The organism is Patulibacter brassicae (assembly GCF_033949425.1).
GTDB classification, from domain to species: domain Bacteria; phylum Actinomycetota; class Thermoleophilia; order Solirubrobacterales; family Solirubrobacteraceae; genus Patulibacter; species Patulibacter brassicae.
In genome coordinates, this window is record NZ_JAXAVX010000003.1 from 25,791 (window position 1) to 43,801 (window position 18,011).

Annotated in this window: 18 protein-coding genes; 13 read left to right on the forward strand and 5 right to left on the reverse strand. The window is 75.1% G+C overall.

The window, feature by feature from the left end; translation table 11 throughout:
- Positions 1-71: 71 nt before the first annotated feature.
- Complete coding sequence (locus SK069_RS07850) at positions 72-698, reverse strand: TetR/AcrR family transcriptional regulator (protein WP_319953652.1); 627 nt, start codon at positions 696-698, stop codon at positions 72-74.
- A gap of 76 nt (positions 699-774) precedes the next feature.
- On the opposite strand from SK069_RS07850, the gene SK069_RS07855 reads away from it, so the two are divergent.
- The 3 genes from SK069_RS07855 to typA all read left to right on the forward strand — a co-directional run bounded on the left by SK069_RS07855 (position 775) and on the right by typA (position 4,160).
- A complete protein-coding gene (locus tag SK069_RS07855; protein WP_319953653.1) occupies positions 775-1,263 on the forward strand; it encodes a nuclear transport factor 2 family protein in 489 nt (162 codons plus the stop codon).
- A 1-nt stretch (position 1,264) separates the two neighbouring features.
- Complete coding sequence (locus tag SK069_RS07860) at positions 1,265-2,179, forward strand: alpha/beta fold hydrolase (protein ID WP_319953654.1); 915 nt, start codon at positions 1,265-1,267, stop codon at positions 2,177-2,179.
- Positions 2,180-2,315: 136 nt separating this feature from the next.
- Entirely contained in the window at positions 2,316-4,160 is a 1,845-nt protein-coding gene (gene typA / locus SK069_RS07865; RefSeq protein WP_319953655.1) for a translational GTPase TypA, read from the forward strand.
- A gap of 36 nt (positions 4,161-4,196) precedes the next feature.
- On the opposite strand, the gene SK069_RS07870 is transcribed toward typA, so the two are convergent.
- The gene (locus SK069_RS07870) at positions 4,197-4,355 is read right to left on the reverse strand and encodes a hypothetical protein (RefSeq protein ID WP_319953656.1); all 159 of its coding nucleotides are present in this window, start codon (positions 4,353-4,355) and stop codon (positions 4,197-4,199) included.
- Between the two features lie 123 nt (positions 4,356-4,478).
- Here SK069_RS07870 and SK069_RS07875 point away from each other — a divergent pair, with 123 nt between their 5' ends.
- The 8 genes from SK069_RS07875 to SK069_RS07910 all read left to right on the forward strand — a co-directional run bounded on the left by SK069_RS07875 (position 4,479) and on the right by SK069_RS07910 (position 13,363).
- Positions 4,479-5,429, forward strand: a complete 951-nt coding sequence (locus SK069_RS07875) for a GlxA family transcriptional regulator (RefSeq protein ID WP_319953657.1) — start codon at positions 4,479-4,481, stop codon at positions 5,427-5,429.
- 271 nt (positions 5,430-5,700) lie between these two features.
- Positions 5,701-6,573: an ABC transporter ATP-binding protein gene (locus SK069_RS07880; protein WP_319953658.1), complete on the forward strand. Its 873-nt coding sequence runs from the start codon at positions 5,701-5,703 to the stop codon at positions 6,571-6,573.
- Positions 6,570-7,376 (forward strand): ABC transporter ATP-binding protein, encoded by an 807-nt coding sequence (locus SK069_RS07885; protein ID WP_319953659.1) that lies wholly within the window; start codon positions 6,570-6,572, stop codon positions 7,374-7,376. Before SK069_RS07880 ends, SK069_RS07885 begins: the two co-directional genes overlap by 4 nt.
- Positions 7,373-9,232, forward strand: coding sequence for an AMP-dependent synthetase/ligase (locus SK069_RS07890; RefSeq protein WP_319953660.1), 1,860 nt, complete (start codon positions 7,373-7,375; stop codon positions 9,230-9,232). Before SK069_RS07885 ends, SK069_RS07890 begins: the two co-directional genes overlap by 4 nt.
- On the forward strand, positions 9,229-10,125 hold the full coding sequence (locus tag SK069_RS07895; RefSeq protein ID WP_319953661.1) for a branched-chain amino acid ABC transporter permease: 897 nt from the start codon (positions 9,229-9,231) through the stop codon (positions 10,123-10,125). The genes SK069_RS07890 and SK069_RS07895 overlap by 4 nt, the downstream gene beginning before the upstream one ends.
- 29 nt (positions 10,126-10,154) lie before the next feature.
- A complete protein-coding gene (locus SK069_RS07900) occupies positions 10,155-11,231 on the forward strand; it encodes a branched-chain amino acid ABC transporter permease (protein WP_319953662.1) in 1,077 nt (358 codons plus the stop codon).
- A 47-nt stretch (positions 11,232-11,278) separates the two neighbouring features.
- Positions 11,279-12,562: an ABC transporter substrate-binding protein gene (locus tag SK069_RS07905; RefSeq protein WP_319953663.1), complete on the forward strand. Its 1,284-nt coding sequence runs from the start codon at positions 11,279-11,281 to the stop codon at positions 12,560-12,562.
- A 174-nt stretch (positions 12,563-12,736) separates the two neighbouring features.
- Positions 12,737-13,363, forward strand: a complete 627-nt coding sequence (locus SK069_RS07910; RefSeq protein WP_319953664.1) for a DedA family protein — start codon at positions 12,737-12,739, stop codon at positions 13,361-13,363.
- A gap of 43 nt (positions 13,364-13,406) precedes the next feature.
- On the opposite strand, the gene SK069_RS07915 is transcribed toward SK069_RS07910, so the two are convergent.
- On the reverse strand, positions 13,407-14,036 hold the full coding sequence (locus SK069_RS07915; RefSeq protein ID WP_319953665.1) for a TetR/AcrR family transcriptional regulator: 630 nt from the start codon (positions 14,034-14,036) through the stop codon (positions 13,407-13,409).
- 88 nt (positions 14,037-14,124) lie between these two features.
- Between SK069_RS07915 and SK069_RS07920 the strand changes: the two genes are divergently transcribed.
- Both SK069_RS07920 and SK069_RS07925 read left to right on the forward strand, forming a co-directional pair.
- Complete coding sequence (locus SK069_RS07920) at positions 14,125-15,090, forward strand: carbon-nitrogen hydrolase family protein (RefSeq protein WP_406628275.1); 966 nt, start codon at positions 14,125-14,127, stop codon at positions 15,088-15,090.
- Complete coding sequence (locus SK069_RS07925) at positions 15,087-15,506, forward strand: hypothetical protein (RefSeq protein ID WP_319953667.1); 420 nt, start codon at positions 15,087-15,089, stop codon at positions 15,504-15,506. The genes SK069_RS07920 and SK069_RS07925 overlap by 4 nt, the downstream gene beginning before the upstream one ends.
- A 9-nt stretch (positions 15,507-15,515) precedes the next feature.
- Here the strand turns inward: SK069_RS07925 and SK069_RS07930 are convergent, their stop codons facing one another.
- Together SK069_RS07930 and SK069_RS07935 are read right to left on the reverse strand one after the other, a co-directional pair.
- Positions 15,516-15,932 carry a VOC family protein gene (locus tag SK069_RS07930; protein WP_319953668.1) on the reverse strand — a complete coding sequence of 139 codons (417 nt, stop codon included), beginning with the start codon at positions 15,930-15,932 and terminating at the stop codon, positions 15,516-15,518.
- A 150-nt stretch (positions 15,933-16,082) separates the two neighbouring features.
- The gene (locus tag SK069_RS07935) at positions 16,083-17,726 is read right to left on the reverse strand and encodes a VanW family protein (protein ID WP_319953669.1); all 1,644 of its coding nucleotides are present in this window, start codon (positions 17,724-17,726) and stop codon (positions 16,083-16,085) included.
- Between the last annotated feature and the right edge of the window lie 285 nt (positions 17,727-18,011).

The window sequence follows — 18,011 nt, forward strand, 5'->3', positions numbered from 1 at the left end:
CCGCCGGGGAGCCGTCCCCGGGAGCGCCTCCCGACCGGCGACGGCGGGGCTCCCGAGTCGCCGGCGACTCGCTAGCGCTCGTCGTCTTCGCCGCGCGGGAGCAGCCCGTGCCGCACCAGGTCGGTCGCCGCGGTCAGCAGCCGGCGCAGCTCCTCGGGCTCCCGGCGCAGCCGGTCCGGGCGCCACCCGAGGCCGATGATCCCGTTCCACGCCGCCCAGAGCGCCGTCGCCACGAGCTCGGGATCGACGTCGCGGAGCGTGCCGCGGGCGACGCCCTCGCGGATCGCGGCCACGAGCCGATCGTTCTGCTCCGCGACGCGGTCGGCGAGCAGGGCGGCGACCTCGCGCCCGGCGGGATAGCGCCCGGGCTCGGGCGGCGCGGCGAGCAGGCGGAAGTGCTCGGGGTGCTGGAGGTAGAAGGCGAGGTACTCCTGCGCCGCGGCCTCGATCTGGTCGACGGGTCCGGCGTCCGCGTCGTAGGCGCGGTCCATGTGCGCGCGGTCGGCGTCCAGCGCCTGCTCGACGACCGCGGCGTAGAGCCCGGCCTTCGACCCGAAGTGGTTGTAGATCGATCCGACGGCCACCCCGGCACGGGCGGCGATCTCCTCGACGGTGACCTCGTCGAGCGTCCTCCCCTCGAACGCGTCGCGCGCCGCGGCGCGGAGGGCGTCGATCGTCCGGCGGCGGCGCGGATCCATCGTGCAAGCATTGCAAGAAGTCCGGCGGGACAGTACGCTCCGGCGACTTCTTGCAACCGTTGCACGAGAGGAAGCCATGCCGGCCACGACCGACCGACCCGCGCCCCGGCGCCCGACCGACGCCCACGCGTTCCTCGCCGAGGCCGAGCGCCTGACGAACGCCCACGACGCGGTCGGCGCCGCCGCGATCTACGCCGCCGATGCCGTCCTGGAGCTCGTCACGGACGGCGCGCGCGAGGACCATCGCGGCGCTGCCGCGATCCGGCGCGCGTGGCAGGTGACGCTGGGAGCCGGGGCGCGGCGCGGGTTCCGGGTGCGCAAGACGCTCGTGGCCGCCGACGACGACGTGATCGTGAACCGCTGGGAGGGGACGATCGGTCGCAGCGACCGCGTTCGCGGGATGGAGAGCTGGCGCTTCGACGACAGCGGCCGCGTCGTGGAGCACCACGCCTGGACCTTCCTCGACGTGCGGCCGGCGACCGGCCTCGTCGCGCGCCTGCGGCTCGCCGCGACCGCGCCGCGGACCGCCGTCGCGTTCCTGCGGGCCGAGCGGGCGGCGGCCTGAGATGTCGTGCTCCGAGCGCCTCGGCGCGCGCCGTCACGTCACGATCCCGCAGGGCCGGATCGAGCTCCGCGAGCGGGGCCCCCAGGACGGGATCCCGCTCGTGTTCGTGCACGGCGGCCTGGCGAACGGCGACCTCTGGCGCGATGTCGTGCCTCCGCTGGCGCAGACCGGTCGCTACCGCTGCATCACGCCCGACTGGCCGCTGGGGTCCCATGCCGAGCCGCTGCGCGCGGGAGCCGACGTCACGCCGCCCGGGCAGGCGGAGATCGTCGTCGCCGTCCTCGACGCGCTCGACCTGGACCGCGTGGTGCTCGTGGCCAACGACGCCGGCGGGGCCATCAGCCAGCTCGTCCTCGCACGGCACCCCGATCGCGTGGATCGGGTCGTGCTGACGTCGTGCGACAACCACCGCGCCTTCCCGCCGCGGTACCTCAAGCCGGTCCGCTGGCTGACCATCGTCCCCGGGCTGGCGCACCCGATCGCGCGGCTCTTCGGGTGGGGACCCGTGCGGCGGATCTTCTTCTGGTCGGTCGCGTCCCGACCGCTGCCGCCCGAGATCACCTCCTCCTACCTGGACCCGATGCGGCGCTCGCGCGCGGTGCGCGACGAGCTCGTCCGCTTCTTCCGCGACGTCCGACCCGCGCACACGACGGGCGCGCTGCCCGGCCTGCGCCGCTTCCCCCGCCCCGCGCTGGTCGTCTGGGGCGGCCAGGACTGGTGGTTCTCCCGCGGCGGCGGTCGCCGGCTCGCGGCGACGCTCCCCGACGCGCGCTTCCTCGTGCTGGACGGCGCCCGGACGTTCGTCCCCGAGGACGCGCCGGCCGAGCTGGCCCGCCTCGTCGACGGGTTCCTGCGGGAGACCGCACCCGACGGGGAGGACGTCCCGGCGGCGCCCACCGCGGTCCCGACCGGCTGACCGCGGCCCGCACGCGCCCGGCCGGTTCCGCGTGGCCACGCGGAACCGGCCGCGCGGACCTCGCTGCCGCCCGTCCAGGCGCCGCGCCGGGGCGCACGGCGGTCACCGGCGTCGCGTCCCTACCCTTCCTGGTCGCATGCCGGCCGTTCGAGAAGACCTGCGCACCGTCGCGATCGTCGCCCACGTCGACCACGGGAAGACGACGCTCGTCGACGCGATGCTGCGCCAGTCCGGCGCCCTGCAGCGCGGCGAGGACACCGAGCGGATCATGGACTCCGACGACCAGGAGCGCGAGCGGGGCATCACGATCCTCGCCAAGCACACGGTCATCCGCTGGAAGGACACGACGGTCACGATCGTCGACACCCCCGGCCACGCCGACTTCGGCGGCGAGGTCGAGCGCGGCCTGGCGCTCGTGGACGGCGTCGTGCTGCTCGTCGACGCGGCGGAGGGCCCCCTCCCCCAGACGCGCTTCGTGCTGCGCAAGGCGCTCGAGGGCCGGCTGCCGGTGATCCTCGTCGTGAACAAGGTCGACCGTCCCGACGCCCGCGTCGCGGAGGTCGTGTCCGAGGTCGAGGAGCTGTTCCTCGAGCTCGACGCCGACGACGACCAGCTCGAGTTCCCCGTCTACTACGCGATCGGCCGCGACGGCCGCGCGGGCATCCGTCCCGACGAGCTGGGCGACGACCTCTCCGAGCTGCTGGACGGGATCCTCCACGCGATCCCGGCGCCGACGCACGACCCGGAGCACCCGCTCCAGGCGCAGGTCGGCAACCTCGACGCGTCGCCCTACCTCGGGCGCCTGGCGATCTCGAAGATCAAGCACGGCACGCTGCGGCGCGGCCAGCAGGTGATGTGGGTCAAGCGGGACGGCACGCAGGTGAAGGCGAAGGTCGGCGAGCTCTTCACGACCCAGGGCCTCGAGCGCGTGCCCGCCGAGGAGGTCGGGCCGGGCGAGATCGCGGCCATCGCCGGCTTCCCGGACATCATGCTCGGCGACACGCTGACCGACGTCGAGGACCCCCGGCCGCTGCCGCCGATCGTCGTCGACGAGCCGTCGCTGGCCATGACGCTCGGCGTGAACACCTCGCCGCTGGCCGGCCGCGACGGCGACAAGCTCACCGCCCGGATGATCGAGGCGCGCCTGGAGCAGGAGCTCATCGGCAACGTCTCGCTGAAGGTCGAGCCGACCGAGCGCCCCGACACGTGGGAGGTCCACGGCCGCGGCGAGCTGCAGCTCGCGGTGCTCGTGGAGAACATGCGCCGCGAGGGCTTCGAGCTCACCGTCGGCAAGCCCCGCGTGCTCGTGCGCACGACCGAGGACGGCGGCCGCGAGGAGCCCTACGAGGCCGTCACGATCGACACGCCGGAGGAGCACCTCGGCGCGATCACGCAGCTCATGGCCGAGCGCAAGGGCCAGATGCGCAACATGGGCGGCCACGGCACCGGCTGGGTGCGCCTGGACTACCGGATCCCCGCGCGCGGCCTCATCGGCATGCGCACGGAGTTCCTGACCCAGACCCGCGGCGCGGGCATGATGCACTCGATCTTCGACGGCTGGGACGGGTGGGCGGGCGAGATCCGCTCCCGTCAGTCGGGCTCGCTCGTCTGCGACCGCGCGGGCAAGATCACGACCTACGCCGTGATCGCCCTGCAGGACCGCGGCGCGCTCTTCGTCTCCGTCGGCGACGAGGTCTACGAGGGCTCGGTCATCGGCGAGAACAAGCGCGCCGAAGACCTCGACGTGAACGCGGTGCGCGAGCGCAAGGTCACGAACATCCGCTCGTCGACCGCCGAGGAGCTCGTGAAGATCGCCCCGCCGCGCGAGATGACGCTCGACCAGGCGCTCGAGTTCATCGCCGACGACGAGCAGGTCGAGGTCACCCCGAGCTTCGTGCGGCTGCGCAAGGCCGTCCTGAACACGACGGAGCGCCAGAAGCTCGCCAAGCGCAAGGCGCGCGGCGAGGCCCCGACCGCCTGAGACGGCCGGGTCGAACCGGCCGCCCGGCCGCGCCGGTCAGCCCAGGTCGGCGCGCGCGTCGCCGATTCGCTCCTGGAGCGCCTTGCGGTCGTCATCGGGGAGCGTCCGGTCGGCGCGCAGCCGGCGGCGGAGCTCCAGCAGCGCGCCCTCGTCGGGCGCCGCGTCGATCCGCTCCAGGTACTCCTCGACGGTCATCGGGGCGCACCGTACCGCGCCGCGCCGCGTTACGACCGTGCACGCGGAACGACGACCGATCGGCCACGCGTCCGGAGCGCCAGACGGGTTCCGACGCGCCACGTAGGCTGGCGGCCCCCCGCCGTGCCCGACTGCGTCCTCCTCGCTCCCGCGACCGCGATCACCGCGACCGTGACCCTCGCCTCCGACGTGCTGGGGACGACCGCCGGCTGGGCCGGTCCGGACGCCGACCGCGTCGTGGTGGCGTCCGCCGACGGGCAGCCGGCGCGCGGCGGCGACGGGCGCCCGATGGCCGTCGACGCGGCCGCGGACGACCTGCCGCCGGCGGACGTCGTGTGGATCGGCAGCTCGTGGGGCGACCCGGCGCGGCTCCTGGAGGAGAACGCCGCCGCGATCCCGTTCCTGCGCCGCAGCCACGAGCGCGGCGCGACGATCGCCGCCGTCGGCGACGCCCCGTTCCTCCTCGCCGAGGCGGGGATCCTCGACGGCCGGCCCGCGACCGTCTTCCCGCCCCTCGGCGCGGAGCTGCGCCGACGCTACCCGGCCGTCGACGTCCAGGAGCAGCGCCACGTCGTGCTCGCCGGCACCACCTGCACCGCGTCGGGCCTCGCCGCCGCCTGCGACCTGCTCGTCCGGCTCGTCGAGCAGCGGGCCGGGCGCGCCGCGGCGGAGCGGGCCGCCGACGTCCTGTTCGTCGACCTGCGGCGCTCCTACGACGCGGGTCCCTGCGCCTTCGACGCCCAGCGCGCGCACGGCGACGCGCTCGTGGCGCGGATCCAGCGCTGGCTCGAGGAGCACTACGCCGAGCCGATCGAGCTGTGCGAGGTCGCCGACCGGTTCGCGGTCAGCCCGCGCACGCTCACGCGGCGCTTCCGGGCGGCGACGGGCGAGCTGCCCAGCGCGTACCTCCAGCGCCTGCGCGTCGAGATGGCACGCGACCTCCTGCGGCGCACGTCGCTGAGCGTCCGCGACGTCATGCTGCGCGTCGGCTACCGCGACCGCGGCGCGTTCCTCGACGCCTTCCGCCGGCACCTCGGGCACCTGCCCGCGCAGGAGCGCCGGGCCGTCCGCTGAGCCGGCGCGGGGCCGAGCGTCGGCCGCGGGACCCTCGGGCGACGCGCCCCACCCGGACCGCGAGCGTCCGAGCGGGTCCTCTCGCCCGCGGGCTCCAGTGCCAACCACCGCACCACCCTCCGCGCAAGCGGACCGGACGCTCGTCGGAGCGCCGGAACGACCGGTCGATCGTGCCCGTGACCGCCGCGTGAACGCTGTCGGTTCCGCCCGCGATCGTGTCGCGCAGCCCCGCGTTCTGGCGCGTCGCCGTCTGTTTGGCTAGCGCGCAGCGATGGGCGCTCCCCCCACCACCGGCCCGGTCCCGGACCACGGATCAACGACCCCCGGCGACGCCGCGCCGCTCCTCGCCGTCCGTGGTCTCGAGGTCGTCTACGACGACGTCGTCCTCGTCCTCCGTGGCGTGTCGCTCGACGTCCCGCGCGGCGCGATCGTCGCGCTGCTGGGCGCCAACGGCGCGGGCAAGACGACGCTCCTGCGCGCCATCACCGGCCTGCTCGACGTGCACCGCGGCCGGATCACGAAGGGCGAGGTCCTGCTCGACGGCGAGCGGATCTCCGGCCGCCAGCCGCCGGCGATCGTCCGCCGCGGCGTCGCCCAGGTCATGGAGGGCCGGCGGATCTTCGCCGAGATGACCGTCGACGAGAACCTCCGCGCCGGCGGCTTCACCCGCTCGCGCAGCGAGGCCCGCGAAGCCTACGGCCGCGTGATGGACCTCTTCCCGAAGCTCGCCGAGCGCCGTGACCAGACCGCCGGCTACCTCTCCGGCGGCGAGCAGCAGATGGTCGCGATGGGCCGCGCGCTCATGGCGTCGCCGCAGCTCCTCATCCTCGACGAGCCCTCGCTCGGCCTGGCCCCCCGGATCGTGGAGCAGATCCGCGACATCGTCGTGGCGCTCAACGAGCAGGGCACGACCGTCCTGCTCGTCGAGCAGAACGCGACGATGGCGCTCTCGATCGCGACCCGCGGCACCGTGCTGGAGACCGGTCGGGTCGTGAAGGAAGGGGCCGCCGCCGCGCTGCGCGACGACCGCGACATCCAGGAGTTCTACCTCGGCATCGGCGGCACGGCCGACGGCGAGGGCCCCGCGCGGCGGTCGTTCCGCGACGTGAAGTCCTACCGACGGCGCAAGCGGTGGGCGGCATGAGCGTCGCACCGGCCAGCGCGGCGTCGCGGAGCACGGCCGAGCCGCTGCTGGCCCTGCGCGCCGTGACGCTGCGCTTCGGCGGCGTCACCGCGCTGGACGGTGTCGACCTCGAGGTCGCCCCGGGCGAGCTGCACGCGGTCATCGGTCCCAACGGGGCCGGCAAGACCTCGATCTTCAACTGCATCAACGGCGTCTACCGCCCACAGGAGGGCGAGCTGCGCCTCGATGGGCAGGACCTGCGTGGCCTGCGGCCCGCGCGGATCGCGCGGCTCGGCGTCGCCCGGACGTTCCAGAACCTCGGCCTCTTCACCGCGCTGTCGGTCGTCGACAACCTCATGCTCGGTCGCCACCACCTCATGCGGACCGGGTTCCTCACCGGCGCGCTCTGGGTCGGGCGGGCTCGGCGCGAGGAGCTCGAGCACCGCGAGGCCGTCGAGCGGATCGTCGAGCTGCTGGAGCTCGAGGCCCACCGCCACCGGCCCGCGGGACTCCTGCCCTACGGCCTGCAGAAGCGCCTGGAGCTCGGCCGCGCGCTGGCGATGGAGCCGAAGCTCCTCCTCCTCGACGAGCCGGTCGCCGGCATGAACCTCGAGGAGACCGAGGACATGGCGCGCTACCTGCTCGAGATCCGCCGCGAGCTCGACCTGGCGATGCTCCTCGTCGAGCACGAGATGCACCTCGTGATGGACCTCGCCGATCGCGTCACCGCGCTGGACTTCGGCCGGCGGATCGCCACCGGCACGCCGGCCGAGATCCAGGCCGACCCGCGCGTGATCGAGGCGTACCTCGGAGCGGCCGCATGAGCACGACCGGCGACGCCCCGGCCGCCGCGACGTCCACCACCGGGTCCGGCGCGGGCCCGGGCACGCTGCCCGGCCTGCTGCTGCAGCGCGCGACGACGACGCCCGATGCGGTCGCGCTGCGCCAGAAGCACCACGGACTGTGGCGCGAGACGACCTGGGGCGACTACGCCCGGCGCGTGGCGGCCGTCGCGGCCGGCCTCGCACGCCTCGGCGTCGCCGCGGGCGACCGGGTCGCGATCCACGCCGAGAACCGGATCGAGTGGCCGCTCGTCGACCTCGCCGTCCAGGCGCTCGGCGCGATGACCGTCGGCATCTACCCGACCTCGCCCGCCTCCGAGGTCGAGTACCTCCTCGCCCACTCGCGCACGAGCGTCCTCGTGGCCGAGGACGAGGAGCAGCTCGACAAGGCGCTGGAGGTCCGCGACCGGTTGCCCGAGCTGCGCGCGATCGTCGTCGTCGATCCGCGCGGCGTCGACGACGCCGGTCCCGGCGTCCTGCCGTGGTCGGCGCTCGAGGACCCGGGGGCGGACCCGGCGACCGACGGGCCCGCGCTGGCGTCCGCGGTCGCCGCGCTCGACCCCGCCGCCCCGGCGATCGTCGTCTACACCTCGGGCACCACCGGCCCCCCGAAGGGCGCGCTGCTCGGGCACGCGAACCTCGACGCGGCCGGCCGCGTCTTCGCCGAGCTCTACCCCGCGACCCCGCGGGACGAGCTCCTCTCCTACCTGCCCCTCTGCCACGTCGCCGAGCGGCTCCTGTCGGTCGTCGGCAACCTCCACTCGGGCTACGTCGTGAGCTTCGGCGAGGGCGGCGAGGCGTTCGTCGAGGACCTCCGCGAGGTCCAGCCGACGTTCTTCCTCGGTGTGCCGCGCGTCTGGGAGAAGCTCCACGCGGGGATCGAGACCCGGATCGCCGACAGCTCGTGGCTCAAGCGCACGCTCTACGGGCGCCTGACCGCCGTCCGCGACCGCGCCGCGGCGCGGCGCCGGACGGGGCGCAGCGGGCCCGCCGACCGGGTCCGGGAGCTCGTCGCGGAGGCGCTCGTGCACCGCGCGCTGCGCGACCGGCTCGGCCTGCGCCGCGTCCGCCACGCCCTCTCCGGCGCGGCGCCGATCTCGCCCCGGATCCTCGAGGCGCTGTGGGCGATCGGGATCCCGGTCCGCGAGGCGTACGGTCAGACGGAGAACACCGCGATCGCGACGAGCACCCCGGCCGGCGACGTCCGGATCGGCACCGTCGGCGTCGCCTGCCCCGGCGGCGAGGTGCGGATCGCCGAGGACGGCGAGATCCTCACCCGCTCCGACGGCGTCTTCCTCGGCTACCTCGACGACCCCGAGGCCACGCGCGCCGCGGTCGACGCACAGGGCTGGCTGCACACCGGCGACGTCGGCGAGCTGGACGCCGACGGCCACCTCCGGATCACCGACCGCAAGAAGGACATCATCATCACGGCGGGCGGCAAGAACGTCTCGCCGTCGGAGGTCGAGAACCGGCTCAAGGTCTCGCCGTTCGTGCGCGAGGCGATCGTCGTCGGGGACCGGCGGAAGTTCCTCGTCGCGCTGATCGGGATCGAGCAGGACACCGTCGGCGACTGGGCCGGCCGTCACGGCGTCTCCTACACGACGTACGCCGACCTCTCGCGTCGACCCGAGGTCCGCGCGTTGCTGCAGGGCGTCGTCGACGAGGCCAACGGCGACCTCGCCCAGGTCGAGCAGGTGAAGCGCTTCGCGCTCCTGGACAAGGAGCTCGACCACGAGGACGGCGAGCTGACCGCCACGCAGAAGGTCCGCCGCGCGGCGATCGAGCGGCGCTTCGCCGACCTCATCGAGGAGCTCTACGCCGGGAGCGCGGCATGAGCGAGTTCGTCGAGCTCGCGTTCGCCGGTCTCGCGCTCGGCGCCCGCTACGCCCTGGTCGCGCTCGGGTTCGTCGTGATCTTCCGCGCGACCGGCGTCATCAACTTCGCCCAGGGCGGCCTGCTCGTCGTGGGCGCGTACCTCACCTACGCGTTCCTCGAGGGCCCCGGCCTGCCCTTCGCGCTCGCGGTCGTCGCCGCGATGGCGTGCGCCGCCGCGCTCGGGGCCGGGGTGGAGCGGGTCGCGCTGCGGCCGCTCGTGGGCCGGCCGGTCTACGCGGCGATCATGGTCACCGTCGGCCTGCTCTTCGTGCTCGAACAGACGGTTACGACGATCTGGGGGCCGGACAACAAGACCCTCGGCGACCCGTGGGGCCTGGACACCGTCGAGGCGGGCGGTGTCGTCATGGCGGTGAAGGACCTCTGGACGCTCGGCCTCGCGGCCGCCGCGCTTGCCGCGTTCTTCGCGTTCCTCCGCTGGTCGACGCTCGGCGTCGCCATGCGGGCGACCGCGGCCGATCCCGAGGCCGCGCTCGCGCAGGGCATCAGCGCGGGGCGCATCACCGCGATCTCGTGGGCGATCGCGGCGGCGCTGGCGACGGTGGCCGGCGTGACCTTCGCCGCCGGGTCCGACGCGCTCGTCCCGAGCCTCGGCACCGTCGCGCTCGTCGCGTTCCCCGCGATGATCCTCGGCGGGATGGACTCGCCGGGCGGCGCCGTCGTCGGCGGGCTCGTCATCGGCCTCGTCCAGTCGCTCACCGCCGGCTACCAGCAGGACGTCCTGCCGTGGGCGGGCGAGAACGTGTCCACGGTCATGCCGTTCGTGGTGATGATCCTCATCCTGCTCGTCCGGCCCTACGGGCTGTTCGGCACCCGGGAGGTCCGCCGGATCTGATGCTGCGCCGCGGCGGACCCTCGAGCACGATGCACCGGCGGCGCGCCGACGCGGTGCGGCTGTGGCGCACCCCCTGGTCGCGGTTCGGGCTCGGCCTGCTCGTCCTCGCCTGGATCCTCGTCCCGCAGGTCGTCACCGACGACTTCTGGCTCACCGTCCTGAACTACGCGGGGATCTCGGCGATCGCCGCGCTCGGGCTGAACCTCCTGACCGGCTACACCGGCCAGATCTCGCTCGGTCACGCGTTCTTCCTCGGCATCGGCGCCTACGCCGCGGCCGAGGTCACGCGCTCGAGCGACCTGCCGATCCTCCTCTGGCTGCCGCTCGCGACGCTCCTCGCGGGTCTCGTCGGCGCCGCGATCGGGCCGTTCGCGCTGCGCCTGCGCGGGCACTACCTCGTCATCGTGACGCTCGGGCTCGTCTTCATCGGCGAGCACCTCTTCCGCAACCTCAAGGACGTCACCGGGGGCAACTCGGGCACCTCGGTGGCCGCGACGCCGTCGGTCGGCTCGCTGGACTTCGCCGACCTCGACCTGCTCGGCCAGGCGTACTCGCGTCAGCAGGGCTGGTTCTGGCTCATCTGGGCGCTCGTCGCGCTCACCGCCCTGCTGGCGAAGAACATCGTGCGCACGCGACCGGGCCGGGCGATCCAGGCGATCCGCGACCGGGACCTCGCCGCCGAGGTCGTGGGCATCGAGGTCGGGCGGCACAAGATCTGGGTCTTCGCGATCTCGAGCGCGTTCGCCGGCGCCGCGGGCGCGCTCTACGGCTCCTACCAGGAGTTCGTTAGCCCGGACGAGTGGACCCTGTTCCTCTCGATCCAGTACATCGCGATCATCATCGTCGGCGGGATCGGGACGATCTTCGGCACGATCCTCGGGGCGCTCTTCATCGGCGCGCTGCCGTCGATCATCGAGGAGTACTCGCACTCGATCCCCGGGGTCCAGACCGGCCCCGGCGACGACGGCTTCATCAGCGTCTTCGCGCTGAACCAGGCGATCTTCGGCGTCCTGATCGTCGCCTTCCTGCTGCTGGAGCCGCGCGGTCTCGCCGCGATCTGGCTCCGCATCAAGACGTACTTCCGCACCTGGCCGTTCCGCTACTAGCGGGACGCGTCCTCCCACCCGCGGTACGAGCACCAAGGAGAGAGCAGATGGGTCACCGGACACGATGGGGAGCGATCGCCGCCAGCGCGGTGCTCGCCCTCGGCCTCACCGCCTGCGGCGGAGCCGACAACGACGACGAGGGAGGCGGCGGCGACGGCGCGAGCGCCGGTGCGCCGGCCAAGGCGCCCGGCTTCGACGGCACGACGATCAAGCTCGCGACGCTCAGCGCGCAGTCCGGGCCGGTCGCGGTCATCGGCAACCCGCTCGTGGCGGGCAACAAGACGTGGTTCGACCGCCTGAACGCCGAGGGCGGCGTCGCGGGCAAGTACAAGGTCGAGCTCGTCAACGAGGACAACCGCTACGAGGCCGACACGACGGTCCAGCGGTACAACCGCGTGAAGAACGACGTCACCGCGGTCCTCCAGGTCCTCGGCACCGCGCCGACGCTCGCGCTGCTGCCGCAGCTGCGCCGGGACAAGATCGTCGCCGGGCCCGCGTCGCTGGACGGCTTCTGGGTCAAGGAGCCGAACCTCCTGCCGATCGGCGCGCCATACGAGTTCGAGGCCGCCAACGGCCTGGCGCACTACATCGAGGCCGAGGGCAAGGACAAGACGTTCTGCACCTTCACCCAGGACGACGTCTACGGCGAGGCCGCGCTGCGCGGCGTCGACGCCGAGGCGAAGCAGGCCGGCATCCAGGTGGCGACGCGGCAGAAGTTCAAGCTCGCCGACAAGGACGTCACCGGGCAGGTCCAGCGCCTGCGCCGCGCGGGCTGCGACGCCGTCTCGCTCGCCGCCACCCCGACGGACGCCGCGACGATCTGGGGCACGGCCGCCCGGCTGAAGTTCGCCCCGCGGTGGATCGCCCAGGCGCCGGCCTGGACGGGCGCGTTCGCGAAGTCGCCGCTGGCGCCCTACCTCCAGCAGACGACCTGGGTCGTCGCGGAGGGCACCCAGTGGGGGGACGAGAGCGTCCCCGGCATGAAGCAGATGATCGCCGACCAGAAGCAGTACGCGCCGAAGCAGCAGCCGGACATCTACTTCCAGTACGGCTACAACCAGGGTCGCGCGTTCACCGCGCTGCTCGAGAAGGCGGTCGAGAAGGGCGACCTGTCCCGGGACGGGCTGCTGGCCGCGCTGAACGAGCTCGGCGAGGTCGACTACCAGGGCCTCATCGCGCCGTACACGTACGGCGCCGACGGCGACCGGACCCCGTCGCGCAGCAACGCGATCTTCTCGATCGACCCGAAGGCCCCGGGTGGCCTGAAGCTCGAGGCGAAGGACGTCACGTCGCCCGCGGCGCAGGAGATCGAGTTCCAGGCGGCGCCGTAGCGCCCGCTCTCGGGCCGGCGCGGGCTGCTCCCGCGCCGGCCGTCCGCGGCGCCGCCGCACCGGTGCCCGGCACCGGTCGCGTGGCCGCGCCGCCTTCGCGTGCCGCACTCGGCACCCGCCAGACCGGCGGGTGCCGTGGCGCGTTGACGCTCGGTGTGCGCCATCCTTCCCGGCGTGACCGTGACGCTCGCCGTCTCCTTCACCGAGATCCTGCGCGACTTCGGCTACGCCGGCCTCGCCGCGCTGATGCTCGCCGAGACGCTCTTCCCGCCGATCCCCTCGGAGGCGGTCCTGCCGCTGGCGGGCTACCTCGTCGAGCAGGACGACCTGGCGCTGCTGCCGACGCTGCTGGCCGCCACGGCGGGCGCGATGACCGGGGCGATCGTCCTCTACGAGCTCGCCCGCGCCGGCGGGCGGCCGTTCGCGGAGCGGTTCCTGCGCCGCGCCCGGATCGACGTGCGGCGCCTCGACGCCGCGGAGGCGTGGTTCGCGCGCCGCGGCCCGGTCGTCGTGCTCGCGGCGCGCTGCGTGCCGGGCGTGCGCAGCGTCATCGCCCTGCCCGCCGGGGCGCTGCGGATGCCGCGCTGGCAGTACGTCGGCTTCAGCCTCGCCGGCACGCTGCTGTGGAACAGCCTGCTGCTCGGTGCCGGCTACCTCCTCGGCGCGGAGTGGGAGCGCGTCGAGGACGTCATCGCCCCGCTCTCCAAGCCGCTCCTGGCGCTCGTGGTCCTCGGCGCCGCCGGGGCCGGCGTCTGGTGGCTGCGCCGCGCGCGGCGCGCCGACGCGCCCGCGGTCGACTGACCGGCGGCCCCGGGCGCCGCCGGGGCGGGCGACGCTCCGCGGATCAGGCCCGCAGGCCCCGCTCGATGATCGCGCGGCCCTCGTCCAGCGCCCGCCGGACCTCGTCGTCGGTCAGCCGCAGGCGGTCCTGGCGCAGCGAGAGCGCGATGACGCCGTTCCAGGCGCCCCAGAGGAACCGCATGCCGTCCTCGGCGGAGATCGGCCGGGCCTCGCCGGCGTCGACGGCGGCCTGCAGGTCGTTCCCGACCGCGCCGACGAGCCGCTCGACGCGGTCGGCGATCCGGCGCTCGACGTCGGTGGATCCCCCCTCGGCGGTCGGCTCGAGGATCCGCAGCGCGACGAGGCGGAACGCGTCGGGTCGCTCGAGGTGGAAGCGCAGGTACGCCTCCCCCGCGTCGAGCACCCGCTGCAGGGGCGACGCCGCGCCGGGCACGTCGCGCATGTAGCGCTCGTTGACCTCCAGGGCCTCCTCGACGAGCGCGAGGTGCACGCCGTCCTTCGAGCGGAAGTGGAAGTAGACCGAGCCGACGGAGACGTCCGCCCGCGCGGCGATCTCGTCGATCGTCGTGCGAGCGACGCCCTGGGCGAAGAACAGCTCGCGCGACGCCGCGAGGATCGCCTCCGCGGTGCGCGCCTTGCGCCGCTGTCCGCGGGTCGGGGTCGGCTCGTCCACGCCGCGAGTGTACGGCCGGCGCCTCCTGCGCCCCCGGCCCGTTGTTAGAGTAGCGCTCAGTTTCGAGCGCTACTCCAAGGAGGCGGGGATGCCGGACACGATCCGGGCGGCGGCGGTGCAGATGGAAGCGGAGGTCGGCAACGTCGACGCGAACCTCGAGATGGCGGACGCGCTCGTGCGCGCGGCCGCCGCCGAGGGGGCCACGTGGATCGTGCTGCCCGAGTTCTTCGCCTCCGGCGTCGCGAACCGGCCCGAGCTGCGCGACGACGCCCCGGCGATCGACGGCGCGCCGACCGCGCTCCTGCGGGACCTGGCCCGCGAGCTCGGCGTCCACCTCAGCGGGTCGACGCTCGTCCGCGACGCCGACGACCACGTCCGCAACGCGTTCCTGCTCGCAGGGCCCGACGGCGCGCTGCTCGGCCGCCACGACAAGGATCTGCCGACGATGTGGGAGAACGCCCTCTACGTCGGCGGGGGCGACCCGGGGCGCCTGGAGAGCGCCGACGGCCTGACCGTCGGCGTCGCGCTCTGCTGGGAGCTCCTGCGCACGGCGACCGCCGAGCGCCTCGCCGGCCGCGTCGACCTCGTCGTCGGCGGCTCGGGCTGGTGGAGCATCCCGACCTGGGTCCCGCGGCCGCTCTTCCGCGCCCTCGAGCGCGCGAACCACGAGCGCGCCGTGCGCGCGCCGGAGCGGTTCGCGCCGTACGTCGGCGCACCGGTCGTCCACGCCGCGCATGCCGGACCGGTCTCCTGCCCGTGGCCGCTGGCCGGATGCGTCTACAGCGGGCGCTTCGCGGGCGGCGCGGGCGTCTACGACGCCGACGGCTCGACGCTCGCCCTGCGCCGGCGCGACGCGGGGCCCGGCGTGGCGGTCGCCGAGGTCACGCCGGGCCGGCGGGCACCGCGCCCGCGGCCGGATCGCTTCTGGCTGCAGGAGCGCGGCGCGATCGCCGCCGCCGCGTGGGCGTACCAGAACCCGGTCGGGCGGCGGGAGTACCGGCGCGAGCACCGCCGGCGCCTCGACCGCGCCGCCGTCGCGGGACGCGGCCGATGAGCGCCCCGCCCGACGCGGACCGCGCGCCGGTCGCCCCGCTCGTGCGCTCCGGCCTGACGGAGCTCGCGGCCGCCGCCCTCTCCGGCTGGGTCTTCACCGCCTGCCGGACCCGGCCCGACCTCACCCGCCGGCTCGGGATCCGCAGCACCGCCCGGATCCGCCAGTGGCACCTGGACCTCGCCGCGCTCGGCGCCGCCAGCGTCGCCTGCGGCCTCGCCGTGCCGGACCCGCCACGGACCGCGGAGCGGGCCCTGCGGATCGGTGCCTGGACGAACGCGATGGCGTTCCTGCCGCTGGCGTTCCGGCCGGACCTCGATCGGCATCCGGCGTACCTCGCGGCCGTGACGGGCTCGTTCGTCAGCACGACGGTCGGGTTCTGCGGCCTCGCGCTCAGCGCGCGCCGACGCGCGCGCTGAGCGTCCAGCCTAGGCCCGCTCGGCGGCGTCGACGAGCAGCAGCGCGTTGCCGTCGGGGTCGCGGAGGAAGACCATCGTCGGGGCGCCCTGCGCGCCCTCCATCACCGGGTCCAGGTCGACGCCCGCCGCCTGCAGCGCCGCGTGGTCGGCCCGGAAGTCCGCGCTGTCGAGGACGACGCAGACGCCGCTGGCCGGCGAGAACTCGTCGCTGGGCACGGGCGGCCGGCCGAGCGCGATCGTCGCCTCGCCGCCGGGCGGCGCGACCTCGACCCAGCGCTGGGGCGCCTCCTCCGGGCCGAACGGCACGTCGGCCCGCAGCTCCATGCCGAGCACGCCGGTGTAGAACGCGATCGCGGCGTCCTGGTCGCGGACGGGCAGGACGGTCCGGCCGATGCGGCGGACGTTCTCGACGGCGGGCGAGCTCATGTGGATCTCCTGGTCTGCGCGACGCCGGCCCGATGCCGGGACGCTCGGATTGATGGACCGGCCCAGGAGCCGGAACTCATCGGTCCGGCCGCGGACGTCGCGCCGTCGGCCCCGGCCTGGCGAGCGGCCCCGCCCTCGGGCGCCGGAGCGCTACTCCGAGGGGGACTCGACCTCGTTCTCGTACCGCGTCGTCACGGGCTGGCGGACGACCCGGCCGTCGGCGTAGCGGACCGTCCGCGTGACGGTGATCTGGAAGTCGCCGCCGGGAGCCGGCCGGCGGTCGCCCGGGCTCGCGCTCACGCGGCGACCCCCGTTGTGGCCGTAGAGGGTCACGGTGATCCCGCCGTCGGTCGTCCGGGTGCGCACGAGCACCGGGGCGTCGGTGTCGTTCGTCCAGCGCAGGTCGATGTCCGGGAAGTTCAGCGTCGACTCGCGGCCCGGCGGGTAGCGATCGATGTAGAGGCTGTGGGCGGTGTGCGCGTCGAGCTGCAGCCCCGCGAAGTACGCGGCGTTGTAGACCGTCGTGGAGACCTGGGAGACGCCGCCGCCGACGGACGGCTCGATCTTGTTGCCGGCGATGAACGGCGCCTCGACGTAGCCCTTCGCCTTCGTGCGCTCGCCGGTCAGGCCGTTGAGCGAGAACGTCGCACCGGGCGCGATGACGGTGTTGTCGATCGTCGCCGCCATCCGCCGGATGTTCGTGACGCGCGGCTGCCCGGAGACGTACGGCGTCGTGAAGCTGCCGATGAGCTGGTCGACCTTCCGCGCCTGCGCGGTGGTGACCTTCGGCTGGGTCGTCGCCGTCGGGACGCGCACGGCGTGCCGACCGCTCCGGACGGCGGCGCGGATCGCCTCCGCCGCCGCGTCGCGCCGGAGCGCCCGACCCGGACGGCCGGGACGCACCCGCACGTCGACGCTGCGCGGCCGGAAGCTCTCCGAGCCCTTGCCGGTGAGGATCGCGTCGGTCGCCGGGGCGAGCGGACGCGCGTCGCGGGCGGGCCGCGCGGCGCGCGCGGCCAGGCGGTCCAGCAGCGTCGCGAGCCGTGCCTGGTCGACGCCGAGGCGCGCGCTGCGACCGCCGTCGCGGCCCTCGAGCTCGACGAGCGGCGCGAGCTCGTCGATCGTGAGGTCCAGCGGCGCGCCGGCCCCGGTGATCCGCAGCGGCTCGGAGAGGAAGCGCTCGGCGCTGCGCGCGAGCTCGTTCAGGCGCCCCGTCGGGACCGCGGCGATCGTCCGCGTCGGGATCTCGACGGGGCCCCGCCCGGCCGCGAGCAGCTCCGCGCGGACGCGCTCGGTGAGCCGCGCCTGGTTCACGGCCCGGCCGGGCCGCGAGGCCTTCGCCTCCACGGCGCCGGTGGACGCGTCGACCTGCAGCGCCCCCGGGAACGGGTCCCGGACCGCGTCGCGGGCGATCCGGCGCACGGCGGTGCGCAACGCGCGGTCGTCGACGGTGATGCGCGCCGGCACGCGGCGGGTGCCGAGCAGCGAGCCGAGCGTCGCCGGCAGCCCGCCGAGGACCCCGGTCCGCCCGGCGTCGAGCGCCTCCTGCACGGTGCGCTCGAGGTCGAAGCGGTACCCGGCCTCGCTCGGGCGCAGCTCGCGCGTGCGGCCGTCGAGGGTCAGGCGGACCGGCTCTCGGGCGCTGAGCACGGCACCGATCCGGCGTCGGATCTCGGCCTCGTCCGCGCCCCCGACGTCGACCCCGGCCACGCGGACGCTCGGCAGCGCCTTGCCGGCGTAGGCGGCGCGGGCCACGAGGGCCGCGGCGAGCAGGACGACGAGGACGCCGGCCAACGCCGCCGCGCCCAGCGCCAGCGGCCCGGCGGGGGTGCGACGCGGAGGTCGACCGGATCCGCGCGCCGTCCGCGGCCCCTGCGGCGGGCGGCCCCCGCCGGTGCCTCCCGTGGTGGGACGCCCGCCGGTCGGCGGGCCCTGCGGCGGACGCCGCGGCCCCTGGGGGCGACGCGGATCGGACGGCCCGCCGGGCGACACCGGGCCACGCGGGCGGCCGTCGGGCGCGCGCCCCGCGAGGTCGCGATCGCCTCCGGCGCGGGAGGCCTCCGGCGACCGGCGGCGTCG

What these genes read in the sequence shown, in the direction of transcription:
- SK069_RS07880 (WP_319953658.1), top strand. Translation starts at nt 5,701, where the DNA reads ATGGGCGCTCCCCCCACCACCGGCCCGGTCCCGGACCACGGATCAACG.
- SK069_RS07895 (WP_319953661.1), top strand. Translation starts at nt 9,229, where the DNA reads ATGAGCGAGTTCGTCGAGCTCGCGTTCGCCGGTCTCGCGCTCGGCGCC.
- typA (WP_319953655.1), top strand. Translation starts at nt 2,316, where the DNA reads ATGCCGGCCGTTCGAGAAGACCTGCGCACCGTCGCGATCGTCGCCCAC.
- SK069_RS07870 (WP_319953656.1), bottom strand. Translation starts at nt 4,355, where the DNA reads ATGACCGTCGAGGAGTACCTGGAGCGGATCGACGCGGCGCCCGACGAG.
- SK069_RS07850 (WP_319953652.1), bottom strand. Translation starts at nt 698, where the DNA reads ATGGATCCGCGCCGCCGCCGGACGATCGACGCCCTCCGCGCCGCGGCG.
- SK069_RS07920 (WP_406628275.1), top strand. Translation starts at nt 14,125, where the DNA reads ATGCCGGACACGATCCGGGCGGCGGCGGTGCAGATGGAAGCGGAGGTC.
- SK069_RS07925 (WP_319953667.1), top strand. Translation starts at nt 15,087, where the DNA reads ATGAGCGCCCCGCCCGACGCGGACCGCGCGCCGGTCGCCCCGCTCGTG.
- SK069_RS07900 (WP_319953662.1), top strand. Translation starts at nt 10,155, where the DNA reads ATGCACCGGCGGCGCGCCGACGCGGTGCGGCTGTGGCGCACCCCCTGG.
- SK069_RS07860 (WP_319953654.1), top strand. Translation starts at nt 1,265, where the DNA reads ATGTCGTGCTCCGAGCGCCTCGGCGCGCGCCGTCACGTCACGATCCCG.
- SK069_RS07930 (WP_319953668.1), bottom strand. Translation starts at nt 15,932, where the DNA reads ATGAGCTCGCCCGCCGTCGAGAACGTCCGCCGCATCGGCCGGACCGTC.
- SK069_RS07885 (WP_319953659.1), top strand. Translation starts at nt 6,570, where the DNA reads ATGAGCGTCGCACCGGCCAGCGCGGCGTCGCGGAGCACGGCCGAGCCG.
- SK069_RS07890 (WP_319953660.1), top strand. Translation starts at nt 7,373, where the DNA reads ATGAGCACGACCGGCGACGCCCCGGCCGCCGCGACGTCCACCACCGGG.
- SK069_RS07855 (WP_319953653.1), top strand. Translation starts at nt 775, where the DNA reads ATGCCGGCCACGACCGACCGACCCGCGCCCCGGCGCCCGACCGACGCC.
- SK069_RS07905 (WP_319953663.1), top strand. Translation starts at nt 11,279, where the DNA reads ATGGGTCACCGGACACGATGGGGAGCGATCGCCGCCAGCGCGGTGCTC.